Source organism: Exiguobacterium sp. PvP048, assembly GCF_040549175.1.
GTDB classification, from domain to species: Bacteria; Bacillota; Bacilli; order Exiguobacteriales; family Exiguobacteriaceae; genus Exiguobacterium_A; species Exiguobacterium_A artemiae.
Genome location: NZ_JBEPSU010000001.1, coordinates 225,525 through 250,740 on the forward strand (window position 1 = coordinate 225,525; position 25,216 = coordinate 250,740).

At 46.6% G+C, this 25,216-nt stretch carries 29 protein-coding genes; 4 read left to right on the forward strand and 25 right to left on the reverse strand.

The window, feature by feature from the left end:
* Positions 1-19: 19 nt before the first annotated feature.
* The 10 genes from mraY to ABIC15_RS01200 form a co-directional block, all read right to left on the reverse strand.
* Positions 20-982, reverse strand: a complete 963-nt coding sequence (gene mraY / locus ABIC15_RS01155) for a phospho-N-acetylmuramoyl-pentapeptide-transferase (protein ID WP_012370833.1) — start codon at positions 980-982, stop codon at positions 20-22.
* 22 nt (positions 983-1,004) lie between these two features.
* Complete coding sequence (locus tag ABIC15_RS01160; protein ID WP_354019532.1) at positions 1,005-2,324, reverse strand: UDP-N-acetylmuramoyl-tripeptide--D-alanyl-D-alanine ligase; 1,320 nt, start codon at positions 2,322-2,324, stop codon at positions 1,005-1,007.
* A 104-nt stretch (positions 2,325-2,428) separates the two neighbouring features.
* Entirely contained in the window at positions 2,429-4,567 is a 2,139-nt protein-coding gene (locus ABIC15_RS01165; protein ID WP_354019533.1) for a penicillin-binding protein, read from the reverse strand.
* On the reverse strand, positions 4,564-4,950 hold the full coding sequence (gene ftsL / locus ABIC15_RS01170) for a cell division protein FtsL (RefSeq protein WP_012370836.1): 387 nt from the start codon (positions 4,948-4,950) through the stop codon (positions 4,564-4,566). The genes ABIC15_RS01165 and ftsL overlap by 4 nt, the downstream gene beginning before the upstream one ends.
* Positions 4,951-4,963: 13 nt before the next feature.
* Positions 4,964-5,902 carry a 16S rRNA (cytosine(1402)-N(4))-methyltransferase RsmH gene (rsmH, locus tag ABIC15_RS01175; RefSeq protein ID WP_012370837.1) on the reverse strand — a complete coding sequence of 313 codons (939 nt, stop codon included), beginning with the start codon at positions 5,900-5,902 and terminating at the stop codon, positions 4,964-4,966.
* Between the two features lie 160 nt (positions 5,903-6,062).
* Positions 6,063-7,622, reverse strand: coding sequence for a bacillithiol biosynthesis cysteine-adding enzyme BshC (bshC, locus tag ABIC15_RS01180; protein WP_214763664.1), 1,560 nt, complete (start codon positions 7,620-7,622; stop codon positions 6,063-6,065).
* A gap of 25 nt (positions 7,623-7,647) precedes the next feature.
* Positions 7,648-8,004 (reverse strand): DUF3397 domain-containing protein, encoded by a 357-nt coding sequence (locus tag ABIC15_RS01185; protein ID WP_012370839.1) that lies wholly within the window; start codon positions 8,002-8,004, stop codon positions 7,648-7,650.
* Positions 8,001-8,822, reverse strand: coding sequence for a ketopantoate reductase family protein (locus ABIC15_RS01190; protein ID WP_214848812.1), 822 nt, complete (start codon positions 8,820-8,822; stop codon positions 8,001-8,003). Before ABIC15_RS01190 ends, ABIC15_RS01185 begins: the two co-directional genes overlap by 4 nt.
* Before the next feature lie 87 nt (positions 8,823-8,909).
* A complete protein-coding gene (gene rpmF, locus ABIC15_RS01195; protein ID WP_012370841.1) occupies positions 8,910-9,083 on the reverse strand; it encodes a 50S ribosomal protein L32 in 174 nt (57 codons plus the stop codon).
* Positions 9,084-9,130: 47 nt separating this feature from the next.
* On the reverse strand, positions 9,131-9,655 hold the full coding sequence (locus ABIC15_RS01200) for a YceD family protein (RefSeq protein WP_012370842.1): 525 nt from the start codon (positions 9,653-9,655) through the stop codon (positions 9,131-9,133).
* Between the two features lie 155 nt (positions 9,656-9,810).
* Here ABIC15_RS01200 and ABIC15_RS01205 point away from each other — a divergent pair, with 155 nt between their 5' ends.
* Positions 9,811-10,962: a tRNA(Met) cytidine acetate ligase gene (locus tag ABIC15_RS01205; protein WP_354019534.1), complete on the forward strand. Its 1,152-nt coding sequence runs from the start codon at positions 9,811-9,813 to the stop codon at positions 10,960-10,962.
* On the opposite strand, the gene ABIC15_RS01210 is transcribed toward ABIC15_RS01205, so the two are convergent.
* From ABIC15_RS01210 to ABIC15_RS01230, 5 genes are read right to left on the reverse strand one after another with little or no spacing between them, the layout of a single operon-like run.
* A complete protein-coding gene (locus ABIC15_RS01210; protein WP_012370844.1) occupies positions 10,935-11,933 on the reverse strand; it encodes a SepM family pheromone-processing serine protease in 999 nt (332 codons plus the stop codon). The two genes, ABIC15_RS01205 and ABIC15_RS01210, sit on opposite strands and share 28 nt — an antisense overlap.
* Positions 11,930-12,424 (reverse strand): pantetheine-phosphate adenylyltransferase, encoded by a 495-nt coding sequence (gene coaD, locus ABIC15_RS01215; RefSeq protein WP_012370845.1) that lies wholly within the window; start codon positions 12,422-12,424, stop codon positions 11,930-11,932. The genes ABIC15_RS01210 and coaD overlap by 4 nt, the downstream gene beginning before the upstream one ends.
* Positions 12,421-12,990: a 16S rRNA (guanine(966)-N(2))-methyltransferase RsmD gene (rsmD, locus tag ABIC15_RS01220; protein ID WP_354019535.1), complete on the reverse strand. Its 570-nt coding sequence runs from the start codon at positions 12,988-12,990 to the stop codon at positions 12,421-12,423. The genes coaD and rsmD overlap by 4 nt, the downstream gene beginning before the upstream one ends.
* A gap of 54 nt (positions 12,991-13,044) precedes the next feature.
* Positions 13,045-13,302, reverse strand: coding sequence for a YlbG family protein (locus ABIC15_RS01225; protein WP_012370847.1), 258 nt, complete (start codon positions 13,300-13,302; stop codon positions 13,045-13,047).
* Positions 13,303-13,327: 25 nt separating this feature from the next.
* Positions 13,328-13,768: a YlbF/YmcA family competence regulator gene (locus ABIC15_RS01230; RefSeq protein WP_012370848.1), complete on the reverse strand. Its 441-nt coding sequence runs from the start codon at positions 13,766-13,768 to the stop codon at positions 13,328-13,330.
* 101 nt (positions 13,769-13,869) lie between these two features.
* Between ABIC15_RS01230 and ABIC15_RS01235 the strand changes: the two genes are divergently transcribed.
* Together ABIC15_RS01235 and ABIC15_RS01240 are read left to right on the forward strand one after the other, a co-directional pair.
* The gene (locus tag ABIC15_RS01235; RefSeq protein WP_234944529.1) at positions 13,870-14,637 is read left to right on the forward strand and encodes an ATP-grasp domain-containing protein; all 768 of its coding nucleotides are present in this window, start codon (positions 13,870-13,872) and stop codon (positions 14,635-14,637) included.
* Positions 14,638-14,747: 110 nt separating this feature from the next.
* The gene (locus ABIC15_RS01240) at positions 14,748-15,098 is read left to right on the forward strand and encodes a YugN family protein (protein WP_012370850.1); all 351 of its coding nucleotides are present in this window, start codon (positions 14,748-14,750) and stop codon (positions 15,096-15,098) included.
* Positions 15,099-15,244: 146 nt separating this feature from the next.
* Here ABIC15_RS01240 and ABIC15_RS01245 read toward each other — a convergent pair whose 3' ends face one another.
* The 9 genes from ABIC15_RS01245 to cyoE form a co-directional block, all read right to left on the reverse strand.
* A complete protein-coding gene (locus tag ABIC15_RS01245; RefSeq protein WP_012370851.1) occupies positions 15,245-15,502 on the reverse strand; it encodes a hypothetical protein in 258 nt (85 codons plus the stop codon).
* Positions 15,503-15,510: 8 nt separating this feature from the next.
* Positions 15,511-16,116, reverse strand: a complete 606-nt coding sequence (locus ABIC15_RS01250) for an SCO family protein (RefSeq protein WP_354019536.1) — start codon at positions 16,114-16,116, stop codon at positions 15,511-15,513.
* A 12-nt stretch (positions 16,117-16,128) separates the two neighbouring features.
* Positions 16,129-16,590: a DUF420 domain-containing protein gene (locus tag ABIC15_RS01255; protein WP_012370853.1), complete on the reverse strand. Its 462-nt coding sequence runs from the start codon at positions 16,588-16,590 to the stop codon at positions 16,129-16,131.
* An 18-nt stretch (positions 16,591-16,608) separates the two neighbouring features.
* On the reverse strand, positions 16,609-17,514 hold the full coding sequence (gene ctaG / locus ABIC15_RS01260) for a cytochrome c oxidase assembly factor CtaG (RefSeq protein WP_041261986.1): 906 nt from the start codon (positions 17,512-17,514) through the stop codon (positions 16,609-16,611).
* A gap of 131 nt (positions 17,515-17,645) precedes the next feature.
* Positions 17,646-17,975, reverse strand: coding sequence for a cytochrome C oxidase subunit IV family protein (locus ABIC15_RS01265; RefSeq protein ID WP_012370855.1), 330 nt, complete (start codon positions 17,973-17,975; stop codon positions 17,646-17,648).
* A 1-nt stretch (position 17,976) separates the two neighbouring features.
* A complete protein-coding gene (locus ABIC15_RS01270) occupies positions 17,977-18,606 on the reverse strand; it encodes a cytochrome (ubi)quinol oxidase subunit III (protein ID WP_012370856.1) in 630 nt (209 codons plus the stop codon).
* A 1-nt stretch (position 18,607) separates the two neighbouring features.
* Positions 18,608-20,476 (reverse strand): cytochrome c oxidase subunit I, encoded by a 1,869-nt coding sequence (gene ctaD / locus ABIC15_RS01275; protein WP_026827913.1) that lies wholly within the window; start codon positions 20,474-20,476, stop codon positions 18,608-18,610.
* 34 nt (positions 20,477-20,510) lie between these two features.
* Positions 20,511-21,542: a cytochrome c oxidase subunit II gene (gene coxB / locus ABIC15_RS01280; RefSeq protein ID WP_012370858.1), complete on the reverse strand. Its 1,032-nt coding sequence runs from the start codon at positions 21,540-21,542 to the stop codon at positions 20,511-20,513.
* A gap of 65 nt (positions 21,543-21,607) precedes the next feature.
* A complete protein-coding gene (cyoE, locus tag ABIC15_RS01285) occupies positions 21,608-22,540 on the reverse strand; it encodes a heme o synthase (protein ID WP_114595410.1) in 933 nt (310 codons plus the stop codon).
* Between the two features lie 325 nt (positions 22,541-22,865).
* Here cyoE and ABIC15_RS01290 point away from each other — a divergent pair, with 325 nt between their 5' ends.
* Positions 22,866-23,759: a COX15/CtaA family protein gene (locus ABIC15_RS01290; RefSeq protein ID WP_354019537.1), complete on the forward strand. Its 894-nt coding sequence runs from the start codon at positions 22,866-22,868 to the stop codon at positions 23,757-23,759.
* A gap of 64 nt (positions 23,760-23,823) precedes the next feature.
* Here the strand turns inward: ABIC15_RS01290 and ABIC15_RS01295 are convergent, their stop codons facing one another.
* Entirely contained in the window at positions 23,824-25,179 is a 1,356-nt protein-coding gene (locus ABIC15_RS01295) for a cryptochrome/photolyase family protein (RefSeq protein ID WP_354019538.1), read from the reverse strand.
* Positions 25,180-25,216 lie beyond the last annotated feature (37 nt).

Below are 25,216 nucleotides of genomic sequence, written 5' to 3' on the forward strand. Positions count from 1 at the left end.
TCTTGACCACGAATTTCAATTACACGAACAGATAGGCAATTAACGCCACGATTAAGCTAATCGAAGCAAATGTTCCGACGATACGCCACTCACTCCACCCGACCATTTCGAAATGGTGGTGAATCGGACTCATTTTAAAGATCCGTTTTCCTGTCGTCTTGAAGGAAATAACCTGCAGGATGACCGATAATGTCTCGACAACGAATACAATGCCGATCAGTACTAACAGTAATTCCAGTTTCAATAAGATCGATAAACCGGCAAGCGCCGCTCCTAAAGCCAGTGATCCCGTATCGCCCATGAAGATTTTAGCTGGATAGACATTAAACACAAGGAATCCGATCAACGCACCGACAGCTGAAAAGGCAAACAAGGCAACCCCCGGCTCATCCGCGATAAACCAACCGTAAAGACCAAAGAACAGGAATGTCGGAATCGCCGTAAAGGATACGAGTCCGTCCAGTCCGTCCGTCAGATTGACCGCATTCGAGAATCCGACGAGCCAGAATAACGCGACGAGCGGATACAGAATACCGAAGTCAATCGACCATGTCGTAAAAGGAATCGCCAGGTACGTAGCTTGACTCGAAAATCCGCCGCTCAACCAGACAAACAAAAGACCGACGACAATTTGTCCGATTAATTTTTGTTTTGAGTTTAAACCAAGATTACGTTTTTTAACGACTTTGATATAGTCATCGATAAAACCGATCGCTCCGTAAGCAAGCGTCAAGAACAATAACGACAGATGGCTCCGGTCCAGATCTCCCATCACTAAGAGCACAAGCAGGCTGCCGATCATCGCCAGCAATATGACGATTCCACCCATTGTCGGCGTCCCGGATTTCACTTGGTGCCAATCCGGACCTTCTTCGCGAATCTCTTGACCGAATTTAAGACTGTGTAAAAAAGGAATCGCTTTTGGCATCACGAGGACGACAACCAAAAACGCAATAATTAAACTGATGAATAATGTGATCATTGCAAACACCTACTTTTAAGGATTAAGTTTCATTTAGAAATGTAAAAATTTGTTCCAGTGCCAGTCCACGCGACGCTTTCAGCAAAATAACGGTTTGCTGGCCGAGCAAAGGTTGGAGCAGACGCGCTGCCTCTTCGACCGTGTCCGCAAATTGGACTTGGACGGTCGGATCTGCAATTCCATCCGCAATATAACGCCCTTTCCCCCCTACAAGGATAGCATGGGATACAGGAAGTGCAATCTTCTTCCCGACAGAGGCATGCAACAGACGTTCCTGTTGACCCAGTTCATACATATCCCCGAGGACAACGACCTTATTCGTAAATCCGTCGAGCGTTGCAATCGTTTCAATCGCCGCATTCATCGATGTCGGACTGGCATTATAGGCATCGTTGATGATTGCCGTTTGCCCGTACATTAAACGTTCCATCCGCATCGGTGTCAATTGTACGTCATTCAATCCTGCCTGGATGACGTCATCGGTAAGTCCCAGTGCTTTTGCTGTCGCAATCGCGTATGCTGCATTCCGGACTTGATGTTTACCGAGGACCGGTATGCTGAACGTCGTCCCGTCAAATTTAAACGTCGTTCCGATGAACGTCGCTTCCGCCTGTTCGATGACGTACGTATTGGTCGCATGATATCCGATCCGTTCAGCCGGCACTTCTCCTAACAACGGCTCGTCGCCATCTACGAAGAGATGACCGTTCGGTTTTAATCCTGAGCGAATCTCCAGTTTGGCCTGGGCGATTCCAGTTCGTCCGCCGACTTGCTCGGCATGGGACTCCCCAATGTTCGTCACGAGTGCAATATCCGGTTCGGCAAGATTCGATAACAGCTCGATATCTCCAAACCCGTTCATTCCCATTTCAAGAACAGCGACTTCCGTCTCGATCGGCATCATCAAAATCGTCAATGGCATTCCGATATCTGAATTGAAGTTCCCTGCCGTTTTATGTGTCCGGAACGACTGTTTCAAAACACTCTCAATCATATCTTTTGTTGAGGTCTTGCCGTTTGATCCTGTAATCGCGATAACTTTCGGGGCCACTTGTTGTAAGTACCGTTTGGCGATGATTTGTAACGCTTGTAACGGATCTTCGACTTCAAGCACCGTGATGTCCATCTCCGGAAGCGGAATACCTTTTTTCCACAACGTGGCGATGGCCCCTTGAGCAACTGCTCCCTCGATGAACGTATGTCCGTCGACGCGTGCTCCCTGGATCGGGATATACAATCCTTCTGTCAGCATACTTCTTGAATCTGTCGCAAAATTTCTTAAAGCCCGTGTATCGGTTTCTTCTAGGCCCAGCCACTGGGCAATCTGTGCAATTGTCACCATCACTATTTCCTCCACTCGATTACAGAAAACGAGGACGAACAGAAGTCAACGAATGACTCCGGTCCGTCCTCGTTTCACTGCAGAAATCAGGAGACCGCTGTTTCTTACTCTTTTGGTTCAGCGAGTTCCACCGTCAGCTTTCCATTTTCTTTCACTAGTGTACCAGTTCGCGCCGATTGTTTGGTTACAAAACCTTTACCAATCACGTCTAACTTTAAATTATAGAGACTGACAAGCTTTTTGACATCCCGTTGTGACCACCCGGTGATATCAGGCATCTTAAACGTCCGTCCTGTTTTGAAGAGGACACGTTCCCCGCTGACGAATTCCTGTCCGCGGGTCGGAATTTGGGAGACGACTTCGACCCCGTCACCTAACACGACCGGTACGGCACCTTGCTCTTTCGCCATCTCTTCCGCCTGATTCATACTTTTCCCGATGTAGCTCGGAATGATTTTCGCTTTGACATCCACCGACTCTTTTTGAGTCGCCGGTTTAATGCTTCGATACTGTAATGCTGTATTCATAACACTTTTGAAGACAGGACTCATGATGCTTGGACCGGAAACCGACGATTCATTTTTCGACGGCCGATCGACCGCGATATACATGATCAATTCCGGATCATCCTTTGGCGCCATTCCGATAAAGGAGTGGATGAACTGCCCTTGGATGTATTTCCCGTTCTCGGAAATCTGGGCCGTCCCTGTTTTCCCGATGACACGGTAATCTTTCAGCTTGTACATCTGTCCGGTTCCGATTTTACTGTTGACGACACCGTCCAGTGCTTCCCGGGTCGCTTTTGCCGCTTCCGCGGAAATCGGTTTTCCGACTACTTCTGTCTTGGCTTTATACGGCGCTTTGTCCGTATGGTCCGCTTTTTGGATAATATGCGGTTTGACCATTTCACCGTCTCCGGCAATCGCTGTCGCCCCTTGGAGAATTTGCATCGGCGTTACCGCCGTCGATTGTCCCCACGATGTAATCAGCGTATTCAGCGGTTTTGACAGATCAGATTGACTGTTTACTTCACCCGAGATATCTATACCCGTTTTTTGATCGAAATGAAACTTCTTGAAATAGTCTTTATAGCGCTCGATTCCAAGCTTTTCAGCCGTCAGAATCGAGAACATGACATTTGAGGAGTGATAAACCCCTTCAATCATCGGAATCGTTCCCCAGCCGACATCATTGTAGTCTTTAATGACGGTCCCCTTGTAATTGTAACTTCCTGATTTATAAGGTTCGTTCGGACGGAAGACCCCTGCATCGATGGCAGCAGCCAACGTGAAAATCTTCATCGTCGATCCGGGTTCAAATCGAGACGAGACGGCAAAGTTCGTAAAATCCGTCATATCACGTAAATTCGGGTTAAATGACGGACGATCCGTCATTGCCAAAATTTCACCTGTTTTGGCGTCCATGACGATTCCGGTCGCATTTTTCGGTTTGTATTCGTTGTTCATCTTCTGCATCTGCTTCTCAAGCGCCTGCTGAATCCGGTGATCAATCGTCAGATACAGATTGGATCCGTCTTTCGGCTCATTTGAGATTTTTGACGTACCTTGAACCAACTCTCCGCCACTGCGATCTTTTTCAAAGACACGGGAGCCAAACGATTCACGTAAGGCCTCATCGTATTGTTTTTCGATGCCCATCTGTCCTTTTAAGACAACCCGCCCGTTATCTTCTGTAATTTTTTGGACGAATCCTAGCGTATCCGACAGGAAAATCCCGTTCGGATAATAGCGTTTCGGTTCCTCGATTAATCGAATTCCGGGCAACTTCAACCGATCGATCTGTTCTTTCTGATCAACCGTCAAGTCATTCCCTTTTTTACCGAATTCGATTTGAGACCGATCTTTATTTTCAATCAGATACGTTTCCAGCTCTTTCACCGACATGCCTAAAATCGGCGCCAGTCCGGTCGCTGTTTTCTTGAAATCGACCACTGTCTCGTCCGGATCCTTCACTCCGCCCAACCGGTAGATTGCCACTAAGTGATAGGACGGGATGTTGATCGCAATCGGTGAACCGAGCCGGTCAAAGATTTCTCCACGTTCTGCCGATAATGTCGATTGCGACTCCCAACGTTTTTTTTCCGCGTAGACCAACATGTCTTCTCCGTGGAATTTTTTTGTCGTCGATAAGTATAAAAAGCGTGAAATGAACACCAAAAAGAGAGCAGCAAATATCAACATGACAAAGGCTACTCTCCGTCGGGATTTAGATAGTGGATTCATTTAGGAATCACCTTAATGTTCCCTTTTCGCATATCAAGACCTTGTTCTTTCGCAATCTTGTAAATGCGTTCTGGAGAGCTTAAGTTGGTCACTTCAAGTTGAAGACGTTCATTCTCTTTTTTCATCTCTTGCGTCACTTGGTTTTCTTTCGCGAGATCGCGACTGACATTGTAAGCTTCGTTATGAGCACCAATCGTCACACTGCCAAAGAGGACAATTCCGCCAATCATCGCACTGTACAAAAACTTTTCAAATGGATACAAACGATATTTTGGACGAACCGCAACACGACGTGCGATATCTTCCGTCTTACGTGGTTCTTGGATAGGTTGCTGCCGAACAGGTTCCATGGATTGCATCGGTTTACGAAGTGGTTCTGCCATTTGAATGCTCCTCTCAACTTTCCTTCATTTTTTCAACAATTCGTAATTTGGCGGAGCGTGACCGGCGATTATCATCGAGTTCATCGTCTCCTGCTGTAATCGGTTTTCTTGTCACCAGACGCAGTTCTGGTTCAAATTCTTTTGGGATCATCGGCAATCCTTGCGGAAGCTCAGGTAAAGATGACTTTTCTTTGAATGCTTGCTTACACATCCGGTCTTCGAGCGAATGGAAAGTGATGACGCATAAGCGCCCACCGACAGCGAGTAAATCAATCGCCTGATACACGGCTCGATCAAAAACATTCAGTTCGTCATTGACGGCAATCCGGATCGCTTGGAACGTCCGCTTGGCCGGATGCCCTCCTTTACGGCGGGCTGGTGCCGGAATCGCATCTTTGATTAACTCGACCAGTTCAAATGTCGTTTCAATCGGTGCAATCTCACGTGCCTTCTCAATCTTGCGGGCAATCTGTTTGGAGAACTTTTCTTCCCCATATGTAAACAAAATCCGAACAAGATCGTTATACGGCCACTCATTGACGACTTCATACGCAGACAGCGGTGACGTTTGGTCCATTCGCATATCCAGTCGGGCGTCAAAGTTGTAGCTGAATCCACGTTCGCCTTCGTCTAGTTGTGGAGAAGATACGCCGAGATCAAATAAAATCCCGTCCACTTTTGTTACGGATCGTGCTTCTAATTCCTCTTTTAAATGTACGAAATTACTTTTTATTAAAGTAAAGCGACCTTCATACGCCGCGAGACGTTCTGCTGCATGTGCCAGTGCGACATCGTCCTGATCAAACGCGTACAGATGTCCTGTCGTCAACTGCTTGACGATTTCTTCACTGTGTCCTGCTCCACCCAACGTACAATCGACATAAATCCCGTCAGGTTTGATATTCAGCCCTTTAATGGACTCCCATTTTAATACTGTTTCATGCTCAAACATGTGCTGCCTCACCTTTCACTGTCCAAACTGGACGTTACTCTTTTTCAATGTATCATATTCTTTCTTGAAAACGTTACGAAAATGAGACAGTTTCCTTGATTTTTTGAACTTTTGTGTATCTTTCGTTAAAAAAACAAAAAAACCTGCTTATTTCGCAGGTTTAGAGCATAATTTTCAATTGTTCCGCCTCGGTTTGTTCATAGTGCATCCGTAAGGTCTGAACTAAATTCAAACCGTATCGGTTCAGCCAAGGCAATATCGAATGAATCCGTTCCTGCGGTGCATGATCGGGTGCCAACTGATACTGCAAGGCGCGGTCCGAACGATTCGCCTGTTCATGGAGACGCCGCTTTTGATCGACGATCGTCTCTACGGCAAGTTGAAGCTGTTTGTTCAGTTTCGTTGCGACAGCCGTCGTACGCAACTCCTGTTGTTCGATCCGCGTGACTTCCTCGACCAGGACTGTTCCTAAGAGGGTTGCGTCATGCAAATGCCGTTTTATTGCCGCCGCGTCAAATGGTGCGAGCGGCACGCCTGTATGAAGCACTTGTTCGAGACTCAGACCATGACGCCGAAGTCCTTTCTCGTCCCGTGCCTGTAACATGACGGCTCCCATCCGTGGGATCAGCACCGGCATCGTCCAATCGAAATGATGGAACAACGGGCGTAATCTTGTCCAGTATGCAATTTCTCCCGGTCCTCCGATGTAAGCAAGTGTCGGGAATAAGTAATCCTGCATCAACGGACGTGTGACGACACTGTTTGAAAAACGTTCCGGACTTGCATACAGTAATGCCAACAGCTCAAGCTCCGTATAGGTCTTCCCTTGTTTCGTCACAAAATCTTGTCCCGGATACAATAAATCACGTCCGATGTCCTCCACAAACAGATGGGCTGCTTCTTCGTTTAAAAAGGTATCCGGCAATTCGGTTGTTTCTTGGATGCCTTTCGATAACGCTTGCCGGATTTCAGCATTGTCCTGAATCAGTCGTTCGAAAAACGGAATTTCAAGCTGGCGGACTGCTTCCGTATCTGCATCAAAAAAGATGATATCGTGATCGACAAGTTCTCCCAGGAACGAAGCAAAAAACTCTCCGTATGTCGTACTCGATTCGATTAACCGGTCCGACAGTGCCAGTAACTCTTTTGTATACGGTGTTTCCTGTTCGGTACATAGTGCCTGACGAACGATTTCATTGACGGCCGTCTGGTCAAATGCCAGCCGACTGACGGAACGCGAAATCGAATCCGGTGCCTGGATTGCCAGTTTCCGTGTCCGGAAATCATGTGTCGGTACAATCAGATGATTGATTTCATCAAAATCATGGTCTTCGGTTGCGAGCCAGAAAATCGGGAGAACCGGACGATTCAGCAGTTCTTCCGTTTGGCGCGCAACCTTTAGACAGGTCAGCAATTTATAAACGGCATACATCGGACCGCCGAAGATTCCCGTTTGCTGACCGGTGATCACGACTTGCGCCTCACCTGTCCGCAACAGTTCAAGACGTTCCTTCAGGCTGTCGTTCAGCCGGGGGTTTTGCCGCATCAATTCATCGACAAGCGCATTCAGATGCGGATACTGCCTTTCTTGCAACAGGCCGCTTCTTGCCTGCATTCCTTCTGTTCCAATATGATCAACGTATTTCGAAAATTCTTGACGGGAAGCTTTCTGCATCAATGAATCTTCATCATACAAGGCGTCAAATGATTGTACCTTCAAACAAAATCCCTTCTTTCTGACAAAATCAATGAATGAACAGTTGTTGAATTCCGATTCCAAACAGCGTCAACTGAACCGGAAGAGCAATCAAGATCGTAATCCGCCAACTGTGTCGAATCATCTGTATATAATCCACATCCACCTTTTTGATCCGTTGCCATAAGGCATTGACTGCAAAAATCAAGAGGACGGCGATTAACAGCCACCCTAAATAATTTTGACCGGTCAGGGCAATCAAGGCGACGTGAATTCCATACAATACGATGAATGTACCTAAATCAAGCGCCAACCGGACTGCTTTTCCGTGTTGGCGAAAGACCATCAAAAAAATAAGGTATAAGCTAACTAAGCTGAAGATTGGAAAAATAATAAACCACGTCACATCGAATCCCCTCTTTTTTCCTGAGATTTAATCTGATTAAAATAAAAAGTCAGTAAGGGTGTCGGATTCACCGCGTGTTCCAGGACAAAACCGACAATCGGCTCAATTTCCGTTTGTCTTCCCTGCTCTATATCTTGAAGCATCGACGAACGATTCAGCGCGGTTCGTCTGATGACCTGTTCGATTTCTTCATAGCTGATCGGATGCTCCGGAAAGACGTTCCGCAACTCTTCAAAAATACCGTGTGCCTTTTCAGCGTAAGGTGCTTCCAGTAATTGACCGTTCGTAATCCGGTAATAGGCAGTTAATGGATTGATGACGGCGTTCATGAATAATTTCGTTAACATGACCTGCGCGATGTCCGGAACATACTCAAACTGCAACGGTGTCGCCTCGAGCATCGCGACGGGTACCCGCCCGTAGCGGATCCGTCCCATTCCGGTATGTCGGACCGCATATTGTCCCGTTCTCATGGCACCATGCTCGACGATCCCGAACAACGCCTGCGGTACTTGCTCCGCTTCTTTCACATGCCCCATCCCGTTCTGTAAGAACATGACCGGCATCTTTCCGTTCGTCAGATAAGGCATCACACTTTTTATATCATACGACTTTGTCGTCACGAACACCAAGTCTTGTGACTCGAATTGTTCAAGCGGCCGCACCTCTACAGGTCGGCTGACTTGATTATCCCGGATAATCTTGATTTCATGCCCTGTCGTTTGTCTCGTATAGAGTGTCACACTGTGCTGTTCTGCAAGGTAGGATGCGATTAATAATCCAATCGATCCAGCACCGATGATTCCTACTTGACTCATCTGTCCACGCTCCTTCTTTCATCAAAAAAAGCGACCTGTCAAACCGATTGCTCGATTCTAGGGTCGCTTTTATACCGATCATTCAGCTTACTTGCTGACGATTTCTTTACCTTTGTACGAGCCACATGCTTTACAAACGCGGTGTGAAAGTTTCATTTCACCACAGTTTGGGCACTCGACCATACCTGGTACACGGAGTTTGAAATGAGTACGGCGAAGACGTTTGCGTGTTTTCGACGTTCTGCGGAATGGTACTGCCATCGTTGTCCACCTCCTTGAAAAAATACACTCGTCTTTTTATGAAAAGATTAGGAATCCTGATCTTTTTTAAAGAACTGAGCGAGACCCGCAAGTCGCGGATCAATTTTTGGTTCAGCTTCTTCTGGCGCTTCTTCAGAGAGAACCGTCCAGCCTTCCCCTTGAACCAACTGATTTTCTTCATCATCCCCATGCACTTGCACTGGCACATGAAGTAAAATCAATTCTTGCACGAGTGGTTGAAGATCAACCGTATTCCCGTTCGGTAAGTTGATGTCATCCGAATCACTCGGAACAGCATCAACTTCGAGCAGGAACGACTCGATGGATTCAATCTCGAACGGGTACGCGACGTCACTCAGCGTCCGGGCATCCGGAAGCGTCATTTCACCTGTAATCCGGAGATTGAATATTAATTGATTCGATGTAAACGATGCATTTGCACGAACGTGCACAGGTTGCACCGCCCGGATATCCGGATGGAGGGCGATAAGCTCAGGAAGCTCAATCGTCTCGTTAACCTGAAGTTGACCCAGATTGCGCAATTTATTCAATTGCATCAGGGACCATTTCATCCGAATCACCTCAATTGCAACAATATGAATTATAGAGAGGACATCTTGTTTTGTCAATGTTTTTTCTTTACACTGAAATCGCTAGAGAACGAACACTTTTGGACGTCTTCATCCATATTACCGCACTTAATTCGGTTTGCAAAGGAGAAAGTTTCATGAGAATGACTGCAATTATTTCTGAGTACAATCCGTTTCACAACGGACACCTTTATCAAGCAAAAATCGCACGTCAAGAAACAGGCGCTGATTTGATTGTCGCTATCATGAGCGGAACGTTCACACAGCGCGGTGAACCGGCTTTTACAGACAAATGGACCCGGGCGCAGGCGGCTGTCGCGAGCGGCGAAATCGATCTCGTCCTCGAACTTCCGTTTTATTTCGCCGTCCAACGGGCCGACCGGTTCGCCCTCGGGGGAGTCACGATTGCCGAGACGATCGGTGCGGAAAGTTTATCGTTCGGGAGTGAATGCGGTCAATTGGAGCCGTTCATCGAGGCTGCTGCCGAAAATCAGGAAGCGACTCCGCGTTATCAAGAACTGATGCAGGAAGGGTTAGCCCGTGGATTATCGTCTGCAACAGCCGCCAGTCATGCATTCCGGGAGATGACGACGACACTGGACTTGACGACACCAAATAATACACTCGGATATTATTACGCCCGGGCTGCCTCGACGATCACCTTGCACACGACAAAACGCATTGGGAGCGGCTACCATGATCTTTCCACCGGTGACATCATGAGTGCCACGGCAATCCGTGCTTATCACGCAACGCATCACTCATTGATCGGTTTACCGGAACTGACCGCTGAGACGCTGCGGAATGCGGTCTTTGCTTCATTCGAGCCCTACTATCCTTTTATCCGCCACCGCCTTCTGACAACCCCTCTCGATGATTTAATGCAATTTAACGGGATTGATTCCTCATTGGCCCCGCGCCTGATTGAAGGAGCACGTAAAAACGAGACGTTCGACAACTTCATGACGGCTGTTAAAACACGTCGTTACACCCGGACCAGCCTGCAACGTGTTCTGATCTACCTGTTGACGTCCACTAAATCACACGAGTTCGAAAACATTGCCTTCGACCGGATCGACTACGTCCGCCCATTGGCCTTCAATGACAACGGGCGTCTCGCCTTACGTGAAATCAAACAGCGTATCCCGGTCATCTCGACATTCGAGAAACATCCCTGGCTCATCAAAGAAAGCCAAGTCACAGCAGCATACGCTGTGCCCTTGGCTCGTTATGACAGGCTTGAAGAACATCGCCGCTTCGCTCATTTTGCCGGCAGTGTTTCCAAATAATCTAGTGCATCTTCCACTGTCTTGATCGGGACGAGTTTCATACTCGTCTCGATTTTTTGGATTGACGGTTTTGCTTCTTTGTAATTTTCACCCGCCGGGACAAACATGATTTCTGCATCGGCTTCGTCTGCCGCGACAACTTTTTGCCACGCTCCGCCGATCGGACCGACTTTTCCGCCCTCTTCAATCGTACCGGTTCCGGCAATTTTATATCCTTTGGCTAAATCGCCTTTCGTCAGTTGATCATAAATTTCGAGCGTGAACATCATTCCGGCCGATGGACCGCCGACATCCTTGACGTTAAAATCGACTTCCGGATCTGTCTTTACGGAAGATATCGGAAGCGGCTCATAAATTCCCAGTCCGACCCGCTCCGATCCCTTTGTCAGCTGACTGACGGTAATGTTCGTCTGTCGTTGTTTTTTGTTTCGTAGGTATGTCAGCTTTACTTTCGTTCCTGCTTTTTTGCTGCTGATCGTTTTCATGAAACTGCTCAACGAAGTAATCGCTTTATCGCCAACCGTCGTAATCTGATCCCCGGCTTTTAACTTCCCATCTGCCGGACCATCCGGAATGATTCCCGAGACATAAATCCCCTTGAAATCGACCGTCGCTTTTTTCCCTGCAAGTTCATACCCTTCAATCGTCGCGTTATGTTGGGCTTCTTCCATGTAAAGCTTCTGACGTTTCTCATACTGCGTATCCGACTCGCCGTCATATAGATAGTCACTGACGCTCGAACGGTCCGCAAACGGCAGAAACAGGCTCTCTACGAGAAAATAGGGTGTCGCCCGCCGCTGGGCAATCGTCAGCATCATCAGGTCACCCGGTTCTTTTGTCGCCCCTTTGACGTCAATCAGTTGCTCTGTCGATGTCGCGTCCCCAGGATAGGAAATGAAATACGGAAGCGGAACAAAAAAAGCAATCATCGCTGCGAGAACAGCAGCCAGTGCCGGTTTCCAAGCCTTCATCTTAATTCTCCTTCGCTGTATTTATGACGTAATGCTTCTTCGACGGCAGGAGGCACGAGACCGGCAACCGATGCTCCGTATTTGGCTGCTTCCTTGACGATTGATGAACTTAAAAATGAATACTGGTTGTTCGTCATCATAAATAACGTCTCGATTTGATCATTCATTTTTTTATTGATGGACGCGACTTGCATCTCATACTCGAAATCCGACACGGCGCGCAAGCCACGGACGATGACATCCGCTCCGACCGTCGAAGCATAATCAACAAGTAGCCCGTTAAAAGCATCGACTTTGATATGGGGTAAATGTTCCGTCACTTCTGAAATCAGCTCCATTCGTTCCTGAACTGAAAACAACGGTTGCTTGGAGGAATTGTTTAATACGGCAACGATGATTTCGTCAAAAATCGGCGCTGCCCGTTCAATGATATCAAGATGCCCGTTCGTGATGGGATCAAAACTCCCGGGACAGATAGCGATTCGTTTCATGCTCGTTCCTCCAGTTCTGTAAATTCATACAATGTAATCGAGATGACCGTAGAATACTGCAGCCGTCTGATGACCTGCAAACGGCCGATGACATCCGGTAACTCCGTTTCTGATCCATGTTCACAAACAATAACGCCGTTGTCCGTCAGCATGTCATGTTGCTCTATGTAGGCCACTTGCTCTGCGAGTTGTTCCTTCGCATACGGGGGGTCGAGAAAAATCAATTTAAAGGGCGATTCGCCCGCCAGTTCCGCCAAGGCTACCGTCACGTCTTTTTTTAAGACACGGCTCCGCTCCGTCAAACGTGTTGTTTGTAAATTTTCTTTAATCGTTTGAACCGCTTTAAAATGTTGATCGACAAAAACAGCTTCATCGCATCCCCGGGATAAAGCTTCGATTCCGAGACCGCCGCTTCCCGCAAATAAATCAAGCGCCTTCCCTCCGTCAAAATACGGTCCGATGACATTGAATAAGGACTCCTTGACTTTATCTGTCGTCGGTCGTGTCTGATCTCCCGGAACCGCTTTGATTCGTGTACCTTTTCGTTCTCCTGATATGACCCGCATGCCTTCTCATCCTTTCAAAAAAGAGCGACGAGGATGACCTCATCGCTCTACCTGTTAGACTTCTTCTTGTATCTTACCTTTTTTATTCGCATACGTTTCGCTGATGAACGGCCGTTCTGATCGAATGACGCTCTCGACAAACGGCAGTTCCGTAATCCGTTCAACTATCTGTTCATGCCGTTCCAAATCAACGTATAAGAAAACGTACCGTTCCCGTTTTGAAGTGAAATAGACATTTCCGAACCGACGCAATTGACGTGAGGCCTTCAACGCATTGACATAGACGATAAGTCCGATTCGATCCTTGATCACACACCGTTCCTCCCTTGTGTCGTTCTTAACCGCTACAGCTGCAGCTTCCGCCAGTCGAACACCCGCCTGCGCATCCCTGATCGAAAAATGGATTTCCGGTCGGTACTTTGATTTGAGGAGAGACTTGTCCGGCCAGGACGAGACTGACTTGTCCGAGGAGCGTTTCCAATTGCTTCTCCGCCTTCTTAAACTGTGCGACTTCTTCCTGTAAATCAAGCGCACGTTTAATTTCATGCACTTTTTTTGTGATGGTTTGATAGTCCGGATGATACCGGCCAAATCGTTGCACCAATTCGTATTCTTCCTTAATGCGGTTAAAATCACGAATGACGTCCTGTGCTTGTCTTGAGTTTGCACGTGCCTGTTTTGCTAATCTATATGCTTGACCTGTTTCGCTTTGCGAGAGAGAGTATGCAAGGTCTTCCGCTGCGTTGATGAGGTCGATTGTTTTATCTGAATAAATCACAACGAATCTCCTCCTTAACTTAACCATCATATCATAACATTTATCTCGCTCCTAGCACGCTGAATTGTGTATAATTTGTTCAGAAGGAAGGAATGAATTGTATGCAATTTTTATCATTTAACATGTTCCGGACGATTGGTATCAAAACCGAGCATGCGAAGTCGGATTATCATTTTGATTCATTAAATAAAATCGCCCAGGCAGATGTTATCTTGTTTCCGGAATATTGGCAGATCCATTCTATTATCTACGGAATGAAAAAACCGATTTTCCCGTCAGCGGCAACATTCCATTTAGGGCACGATAAAATCGAAATGACACGGATTTTCAAAACCGTTATTCCCGACAATATTCCCCGGACAGAAATTTACGGAAAAAACGAATTCACGATTTCCCGTGTGCTCGATCAGTTCAGTTTTCCGTTCGTCGCCAAGACCGTCCGCAGTTCCATGGGTCAAGGCGTCCATCTGATCAAAAATGACGCAGACTGGGATAAATACGTGGCGCAACATGATACGTTTTATGTACAGGAATATATTCCGAATGAAAAGGATTTACGTGTCGTCGTCGTCGGCGATCAGGTTCTCGCTGCTTATTGGCGGGTCGGCGGTACCGAGTTTTTGAATAACGTCGCTCAAGGGGGTGTCCTTGATTTCGAGAACATTCCACAGGAGGCACTTGATTTTGTGCTGACTCTCGCCAAGCAACTCGATATCGATCATGCCGGATTTGATCTCATTTTCCGAGACGGTCATATTTATGTGCTTGAATTTAACGTTTTCTTCGGCGGAGAAGGATTAAATCACCTCGGCATCCATGCACCGGATACGATTCTTGAATACGTTGAGCGAAAATACGGAAGTTCATGAATTCTTCAAATTGACTTCACAACTTTTTCTTTATCGGTAGTTTCATTATGGTATGATAGCTTGGAAAGACTAGTGTACACTAGCAAACTGGGGTATAGGGGGATTCACACATGAAGTTTGAACAGTTCGGAATCGAAAATAAGGAAATGAAGTTCGGGTTACTCGAAACGATTATGGCGCATCACCGTTTCGTCCGCGAAGGACAATGGGATTATGAGCGTGCCATGTATGACATGAAATACGAAAAACAATCGACGGGCGAGGTATTTTACCTCCGTATTCCGGTCTATGCCATCCAAGGTGAGATCGAAGACCGTCAAGCAGTCGTTCGGATGTTGACACCGTTACTCGGTAAACATTACTATCCGCACGGCGTCGAATACGATGAGGAGTTCCCTCCTGAGATCGTCAAAGACTGCGAGCGCCGCTTAACTGCATTGCTTGAAACACTCGAAAAATAAGCACTCAACGAATCAAAATTCACCTTTCGTGGATTTTGATTTTTTTATTGCGTAACAATTATCTAAAAAGGAGGCACCTCCTCACGAATCGAGAAAGTGCCTCCTTTACTTTTTACGGATATCCCACTGAAATCGAGGAGTCCCGGTTACTTGGCTACCAACTGAAGATAGTCCAACACATCTTCCCCTAATTGGATGTTTACTTGTTCACGCAAATAGTGATACAAGTCCGGAAGCCGTGTGGCGTCGACCTGGACTTTCAAGCTGAACGAAACCGAATCTCCGGATAACCGTTTGATCCGGGCTACCGTCGCACCGAAATCAAGGACTGTACAGAGTAAAAGTTCTTCAATCGCTTGAACCGAGACCGTTACTGCGCCCGTTACTTGATACTGCTGTTCCATCACGGAATTCACTCCTTCGCAAGTTGTTTGACCGATGTCATTACTTCCTCTAAGTCGACCGGTTCGTCTGTCGTTTTTGCCATTGAAGAGATTGCCCGGACTTTATTATCCCGGTCGAGTATGAACATCTGCGTACCGTGTGTGACTAAGCCGCTTTCTGCTTTTGAATAATAGAAATTCAATTGGCGTGTCAGACGATCAATGACGACATCATCTCCCGTCAACACTTTCCAGCCTTCTGCATTTGCTTCAAAGTTCGAAGCATACTTTTTCAATACTTTTTGTGTATCTACTTTCGGATCGACCGTGACCGCGACCAGTTCGACATCTGTTCCGTACAACTCTTCCGCACGTAACTGCTTTTCGAGTTTACGGTAATCGTTTAACGTCAACGGACAGATATCCGGACAGTTCGAGTAGAAAAACGTCAGTACTTTGACTTTTCCATCTTCCGAACTAAACTGTTTCCCATCGACTGCATTCGTCAATTCAAATGGTGTCGGCTCCGCGATGACGGGTAATTTTTCTTTCATGAAGAAGTAATAATACCCGCCTGTTGCAGCTACTAAAATCAACACGACTGCGGCGACAGTCAAATAACTGTTTTTCTTCAAATCAAGACCTCCTTAATGGTTCCAGACGGCCCGGAACACATTTGTTGTCTCTCCCGGCTCGTAGACCACGTATAACAGACAGTAGACGATCACACCTGTAATCGCCGTTAAAAACCAAATGACCGATGCTTTCGGACCGATTTTACGGTGTTTTGCAAAGTTTTTCTTATAGGCAAAGAACAGAGCCATCAGTCCAAGGACACCACCTGATGTCGCGAGCAAAATGTGGAAAATCAAAAATCCTGTGTAGTACGGTTTGACCGTATCCGGTCCTCCAAACGCCGTGTTACCGAGCAGAATCGTCCGTAACGCGTACATGATGAAGAATAGTAAGGCTAATGCAGCAGCAATCGTCATCACGAATTGGTGTGCTTTCATATTTCGGCGTGTCTGCGCAATCAAAAACCAACCGATTGCGACAAAAATCGCACTGATGACAATCAACGAGACACAAATCAACGGCAAATAACTCATGTTCCAACTTCCCCCAATTTAATCCGCTTTTGGCGAGAAGGACATACCTTCATCGACAGCAGTACTTTTAGAACGTCTGACCCAAGTAAAGAATGTCAGACCAAAGAACAGCCCATACACTAACTCTTGACCAAGTTTCATGAGAACCCCACCAAAACGCTGGTCTTCGAGCAAATCTTTTGTTGTTCCGAACAGCCGTTCCATGTTGAGTCCACTCAAATCATTATTCGGCATACAGTATGCTAATACTTTTGCGAATGTTGCCGGATCCTGATAGGCGTCGTACTGGAAACTTTGACTAAAGATCATGAACGCACACGCCGGCGTCAACAAAACACCATTGGCGACGATATAAACCATTTTCTTCAAATCCGACAAGCTGTCTTCTTCATTGACCGGTGCGATAATCGGATACCACATCGTCATACTGAGGAAAATCAATGTCCCGTGGAAAATCCGGTGCACCGTATAGTTCGTCAGGACGTAATCAAAGATGAAGGGCATGTGATAAAACGTAAACAGTGAATTAAACAAAATCAGTGCAATCAACGGCAAAATGAAAAATCGTAATGTCCGTCCAAGATACGGTACCTCAAACAACCGTTTGAACACCCACCCTGGAATCGCAATCATCAAGAGCGGCGGTGCCACCATGTACACGAAGACCATCTGCAACATATGAGCAGAGAACGTGATATGGGCCAAGACATCAAGCGGGCTGCCAAAACCGATGTAATAGACAAACAAAGCCGCAAGCATCGAAAACTTTTGTCCTAATGTCGTCTCCGCTTCATCAGGTCGACGGATTTTTTCCGTCAATACAGCGTATAAAACATATATACCAATTAAAAGTAATGCATAGTATGGACTCCATAAAACGGTCCAGTCGAATTGTGATAAGGATCCCCTTAAATTGCCTAACATGTTTTTCACCCCGTTCCTTTTTCCTACAGATTAAGATTACCGTTCCCCTATTTCATTGTAAAGGTTTCTCATAAAACGATTCCAAAATAAAAGACCATCCTGCTAAACGTTAGCAGAATGGTCACAATTGATTACCAGATCAAAAGACGGAGTGTCGCGACGATCGTCAAGGCGACGAAGATGCCGAGTGCCATCATGACTTTGACCCACGTGTTGCCTTTATTGTTCATATGCATGAACATATAAAGCTGCAAGTAGACTTGAACGATTGCCATGATGATCAGGAATCCACCCGCTGCCCAGTGTGGCATGAGTTCTGCCATGACCGCACCAAAAGCAATCAGTGTGAGAAAGATCATCAAAGCGAAACTCGTGAGTTGCAACTGCATCTCGCGGCTGCGATCTGCTTTCAACTCGAGTTCAACTTGATTACGTGTTAATTGCGGTTCGTGTTTTTCCATCTTATTTCACCATCCCCATGAGGTAGACGACTGAGAAGATAAAGACCCAGACGACGTCAATGAAGTGCCAGTAAAGACTTGAAACATAATACTTCGGTGCGTTGACGACCGTGATGCCGCGATTCCAGTTCCGAATCAACAATGTCGAGATCCAGAGGAGACCGAACAAGACGTGTGCTCCGTGGAAACCAACGAGTGTGTAGAAGGCTGATCCAAAAGCACTTGACGTAAACGTGTGACCGATGTGGTAATAATGATTGAACTCATAAATCTCACCGCTGAGGAACCCTAAACCGAGTGCAAGCGTGATGATCAACCACATTTTCATTTTCTTCACATCATTACGTTTCATCGCCATCATCGCAAGAACACTTGTCAGTGAGCTTGTGAGAAGGAGCATCGTCATGATGAAGACAAGACCCATTTCAAAAATATCGTAACTGCGTAATCCTTCTTTTGCACCAGAGTTGTGCAAACCGATGTACGTCCCGAAGAGAGAAGCGAACAATGTCGTCTCTCCTCCAAGGAAGAACCAGAAGGCTACATATTTATTCTTACCCTCAAGTGTTGCTTTTTCAACATGATCCGGAATACCCGTGATCGGGTTGTTTGGTACTGAATGATGTCCCATCTTACTTCGCCTCCTTTTCAGCTTCAAGGCGTAGATCTTTTTCGATTTCCGCTTTCGGGATGTAGTATCCTTCATCGTCAATCCAAGAACGGAGGAACATTGCGAAGAGTGTCATCGCAAGACCGATCAAGGCGATGATCAGACCTACTGTACCGTAGTCAAGGCGAAGAATGAATCCGAGACCGGCAAGGAATAAACCGACTGACATGACGAATGGCAGGATCGAGTTGTTCGGCATGTGGATATCGCCGACTTCTTCCGAAACCGAAACCGTTTTGTTTCCAGCCATTTTTTCGAGCCAGTATGTGTCAAGACCTTTAACAAGTGGAATCTGTGCAAAGTTGTACTCTGGAGTTGGAACAGGAAGCGTCCACTCGAGGGTACGACCGTCGCCCCAGACGTCACGTTTAACGTATTCTTTTGACATCAATGCTGCAACGATGGATACGACAAGAACGATTGTCGAGACACCCATGAAGGCTGCTCCGATTGATGACAGTAAGTTCATTGTTTCCCAGCCTTGGTTTGGCAAGTACGTGAAGACACGACGTGGCATACCAGTCAGACCGAGAATGTGTTGCGGGAAGAACGTCAAGTGGAAGCCGATGAAGAACAACCAGAATTGAATTTTACCCCAGAACTCGTTGAGCTGTTTCCCGAACATGAGTGGGAACCAGTAGTACAGACCTGCGAAGAGGCCGAAGACAACCCCACCAACGATAACGTAGTGGAAGTGGGCAACTACGAAGTAGCTGTCATGGTACTGATAATCGGCAGGAGCAACAGAAAGCATAACCCCTGTCATACCACCAACAAGGAATGATGGGATGAAGGCAACCGAATAGAGCATCGCAACCGGGAACGTCAATTTACCGCCCCATAGCGTAAAGAGCCAGTTGAAGATTTTGACCCCGGTCGGAACGGCGATCGCCATTGTCGCAACCGCGAAGATTGCGTTCGCAACTGGACCAAGTCCGACTGTGAACATGTGGTGAACCCAAACCATGAATCCTAAGAAACCGATTAACATTGTCGCAAAGACCATCGTCGTATAACCGAAGAGACGTTTACGGGCAAATGTAGGAATGATTTCAGAGAAGATACCGAAGGCCGGTAAGATCAAGATGTATACTTCCGGGTGACCGAAAATCCAGAAAAGGTGTTCCCAGATGACGATGTTACCACCGGCTGCCGGATCGAAGAAATGTGCCCCGAACAGACGCTCAAACGTCAAGAGGAACAATCCGACCGTAAGTGGCGGGAATGCGAAAACGATCAATGCTGATGCAACGAATGCTGTCCATGTGAACAACGGCATCCGCATCAGTTTCATACCTGGTGCACGCATGTTCAAAATCGTAACGAGGAAGTTAATCCCCCCCATGAGTGTACCGAAACCAGAAATCTGTAATCCGAGTGAGTAGAAATCAACACCGAGAGATTCCGGAACAGTTGAAAGCGGAGCATATGCTGTCCACCCTGCGTTCGGAGCTGCGCCGAAGAACCATGACAGGTTCAACAAAACTCCCCCGAAGAAGAACAACCAAAAACCAAGTGCGTTTAAAAACGGAAACGCAACGTCACGTGCTCCGATTTGAAGCGGAACAGCAGCGTTCATATAGCCGATCAACATCGGCATGGCTGCCAGGAAGATCATGGTCGTACCGTGCATCGTGATCAACTGGTTAAATAATTCACCGCTGACGAAATCGTTCATCGGTTTAATCAATTGAAAACGAATCATTAAGGCTTCTACGCCACCAACCAGAAGGAAAAACAATCCAGAGATGATATAGAGAACCCCGATTTTTTTATGGTCGACTGTCGTTAGCCAGTCCATGATGCCGGTTTTTTTCTTCGGCATACCCATAGTATGTGTCCCCACTATGATTCCCCCTTAAATATTATTGGAGCTTTTTGTCCAATAGGTAGTCTGCAAGTTCGCTTAACTCTTCATCGCTAATCTTATCTTCAGAGAAACCAGGCATTTTTGTTCCTTGTTTTTCTTTTTGCGGATTGCGAATCCATTTTTCGAGATTTTCTTTGTCATGGTCGAGGTATCCAGCGATACGCTGACGATCACCAAAGTTTGTTAAGCTTGGCGCGACTTTCCCGCCACCGTGACAGCTGAGGCAGTTTTGTGCGTAAACTTGCTCGCCAGTCGTCCAGTTCTTTTTGTTTTTTGCATCCAATTGTTTTGTTTCTGCTTCTTTAGCTGATTTCATGTCTTTAAGCCATGCATCGTAATCATCTTGCTCAAGCGCGATGACCTTGAAGTCCATCAATGCATGTGAAGGTCCACATAACTCGGCACATTTACCGTAGTATGTTCCGGCTTCTTGTGCTTGTAACCACATCTCGTTATCGAGACCCGGGTTTGTATCTGTCTTACCAGAAAGAGCCGGTACCCAGAATGAGTGGATGACGTCTTTTGAAGTTAAGTTGACAGCGACACGTTTTCCGACTGGAATAACGAGTTCTTGTCCTGTTGAAACACCTTTGTCTGGATATTCGAACTCCCACCAGTACAAGTTGGCTGTAACGTTGATGACTTCATTTTTCTTCGCTTCTTTCGCATCTGCTAATTCAACCGTCGTTTTGATGGTTGGTACGGCAAGAACGACTAACAAGAGAATCGGAATGACTGTCCAAATGATTTCAAGTGTATGATTTCCTTCCACTTGTTTCGGAACAGTGTTGTCTCCAGCTTTACGACGGAATTTCATAAGTACGTAAATATAGATGACTGCTACAATCGCAAGGACAAACAACATGACCCATAAGCTGAGCTTAATGATTTCAAGTTGCATTTGTGCGCCTTCCCCGCGAGGCTGTAGTGCGGACAATTCCGGGATTCCACAACCTGATAACAATAATGCCATCAAACCGATCGGAAGAAGCCGGAAGAGCATTTTTCCTGATTTTTTCACAACCATCCCCACTTTCTTTTCCCCAATTTTTTTCTTTCTTCAATGGTGTCCGTGAAGTATGTCAAATCGTTTTAGAGAGAAACGAGTACGACCGTCACGATCCAAGCCGTGAAATAAAAGAGCGAGAAGAAAAACATCTTCGAAGCCCACTTAATCTCAGCTTGTTCTTCCTTGATTTTGAGACCTTTCAGTCCCATGTAGAGCCAGTATCCGCCAAGCACTGCCATGACAAGCATATAAATGATGCCGTAATGCGCAAGGAGGAGTGATGATGGAACTAAAACTGCAATCCACCATACAATTTGCCGTTTCGTGATCGCAAAACCATTGACGACAGGTAACATTGGAATACCGGCAGCCCGGTACTCTTCCGTCCGTCTCATGGCGAGCGCAAGGAAGTGAGGCGGTTGCCATACGAACATGATGAGAAACAAAATCCATGCATCGATATGAAGTGTTGGAGTGACTGCCGCAAATCCAATGATCGGTGGCACTGCTCCGGAAATACCACCTACGACTGTATTGATCGTGTGTGTCCGCTTTAACCACATCGTATAGATGACGACATAGACAAACGAACCAATCAATCCGAAAACTGCCGCGACATGGTTAACGATCAGCAACAGGACGGTACCGGTAGCCAGTATGCCAAGTCCTAATGCCAATATCCGTTGCCCATCCATCTTACCGGTTACACTCGGTCTTCCCATCGTCCGCTCCATCTTGTAATCAATGTCACGGTCGATATAGTTATTGAGGTAACAACTACCGGCAATGACCAGTCCACTTCCGAGAAGCGTCCACAATAATGTCAACTTCGTCTGCCACAAGTACAGTAGAACATCATCCGTTAAGTATGATGCTGCCACGACATAACCTGCGAAGACGGTGATGAGATTCGCACGAACGATTCCCATCTTTGCTAGGGTGACATAGTCCTTGAACGTCGGCTGATCCGATTGCTCGATCATGATGTCCAGGGTCTCCCCGTTTACTTTCGCCATGTTGTTTCCTCCTTCTAACCGTCCGCGTTCTTTCTGTACGTAGGATTCACGTATTTTCTTCACAGAAATAACACAGACACGCCACGAAACGTCCTTTTCTCTATAAAAGATACCACATATTCAAGGTCATGACGTATGAAAATACTTTCGACATAATGAACAAAATGTGAATTCTATGTGATTAACCTCACAGTTCACCATATTTACCTAATATTAGAATAGCGTTCTTCTAAAAGATTGCAAGCGTTTCGATATTTTTTATGCGATACTATTGCTAGGTATTTCAAGTATCATGTATTTTCTCTAGAAAGGTGGTGGCTGCGTTTTGAATCGAAAACTTTCGATTTTTTCAGCATTTGTCACATTCACGATGATGATCGTTCTTCTCATGGGGGGGACCGTCACGAAAACAGATTCCGGAAACGGATGCGGGACCGATTGGCCGCTCTGTCACGGAGAATTGATTCCAACTAATCCAAGTGTCGAAACGATGATTGAGTATAGTCACCGCGCTGTGACAGGAGTCGTCGGTTTATTGATCATCGCCTTGTGTCTTTGGACACTTGTCGCTTTCAAAGATCGCCTGGATATCAAGATTTTCGCTTTCCTGGCCTTCATTTTCATGTTGATTCAATCCATCGTCGGTGCAGGTGCCGTCGTTTGGCAACAGTCGGATCTCGTCATGGCACTCCATTTTGGAATCTCATTGATTTCTTTTGCTTCCTTACTTATCTTGACGATCTTGATTATGGAGCGTCCCGGTCAAGAATTCAGGGAATCGGTCCCAGCGTTCTTGCGTAAACTGCTGTACGGCTTACTGATCTATACGTTAATCGTCGTTTACACCGGAGCGTTCGTCCGCCATGTCGGTGCGACGTATGCCTGCGTCGGCTGGCCGGTCTGTTCGCAACCGACGATGACGTTCGAAGCGTGGGTGCAAATGATTCACCGGATTTTGGCCGGTCTGTTGTTCTTCTATACGCTGTTCGTCCACTACACGGCGATTCGCCTGAAACACCGGACCTCGCGTACCGGTATGTTGTTCGCAACCTTCTTTATCTCTTGTCAGGTTGCAACCGGTGCCTGGATCGTTCTTGGTGGACATGCCACGTACGTTCCGTTATTACACGCATTCCTGATCACTTGTTATTTCGGAGTCATCTCTTACCTCGCTTACCATGCATTCCGGACGCGAAAAAAGGATTCTAGACTGCGCTGATTAAACCTTCAACTAAAAAGGGAAGCGGATTTTTCAACTATCCGCCTCCCTTTTTTTATACGCTTTATTTAAAACGGGCAATCGCTCGTTTCCGGGCCATATCGTGCTCGACAATCGGCATCGGATAATCGTAGTCTTTTCGTTGTTGTTCCGTCGGTTCATGAATCGATGTTTTCGGCAAATCCTTCAGTTCCGGCAAATAGGTACGGATGAACGCTCCATCCTTATCGAATTTCTTCGACTGGGTCGTCGGATTGAAGACACGGAAATACGGCACAGCGTCCGTACCGACGGATGCCGCCCACTGCCACCCGCCGATATTCGACGCTGCTTCATAGTCCACCAGTTTCTGTTGGAAGTAGCGTTCTCCTTTTTGCCAGTCGACTAATAAATCCTTCGTCAAAAAAGATGCGACAATCATTCGCAGGCGGTTATGCATCCATCCAGTCGTATTGAGCTGACGCATCGCTGCATCGACGATCGGGTACCCGGTTTTCCCTTCTGCCCAGGCTTTGAATCCCTTCTCATCCGTTTCCCACTCAATCTTCGTATACTGTTCATTAACCGGCAGTCGTTTGGATTCCGGATAATGCATGAGAATCGTGTAGTAAAATTCCCGCCAGATCAATTCCGTCAGATAGGTCTGTTTTCCTTTTGAATCCTGTTCCTGCTGGACCGCATCAAAAATCGTCCGAATTCCGATTTCACCAGTCCGCAGATATCGGGACATCAGGCTTGTTCCGTCGACGGCCGGCAGATCCCGTTGCTCCTCATAAGCAGATAAATTATTTTTAAGGAATGATCGTAAACGTTTTCGAGCCGTTTCTTCCCCGACCGCGAAGTCGGTGTCTGATGCCGCCCGCTTAAAATAATCCAGCATAAAGGCATTGTTCTGCCGCCGTTTGTGATAACGTTCCTTTAAAAGATTCAGCTTGACCGGATACGGTTTATCGACATCTTTCTTCAAAAAAGCATTTTTATACGGTGTAAATACCTTGTAATAGGATCCGTCATTTTTTTTGACGGCATGCGGATGAAGCAGATGGCGGTCAAGCAACCGTTCCGTTTTTTTATCGCCCCGTTTTTTCATGATGCCGTCGTCACGGCTCTTGAACGGTTCGACGTACTCGGCGTTAAACAACAGAACATCAGCCATTTCCGTTGCTTCGAGAAAATCCTTTTCCTGTCCTTCAATGAAACGGATTGGCATATCATGGGTCTTGCAGTTTTTTGCGAAATGTTCGAGTGCCTGAAAAAAATACTGTTGCCTCGCATCATACTCTCCGATGTAGTCCGGGTTCATCCAGAAAACGAACTCGACATTTGCCTGTTCGTCCTTTTCAAGATAGTCGACCGCTCGTGCCAGCATATGATTGTCCTCGAGCCGAAAATCACTTCGAATCCAACAGATGATATTCATATTCATTCCTCCATCAACTGACGATGAACGAAAAACA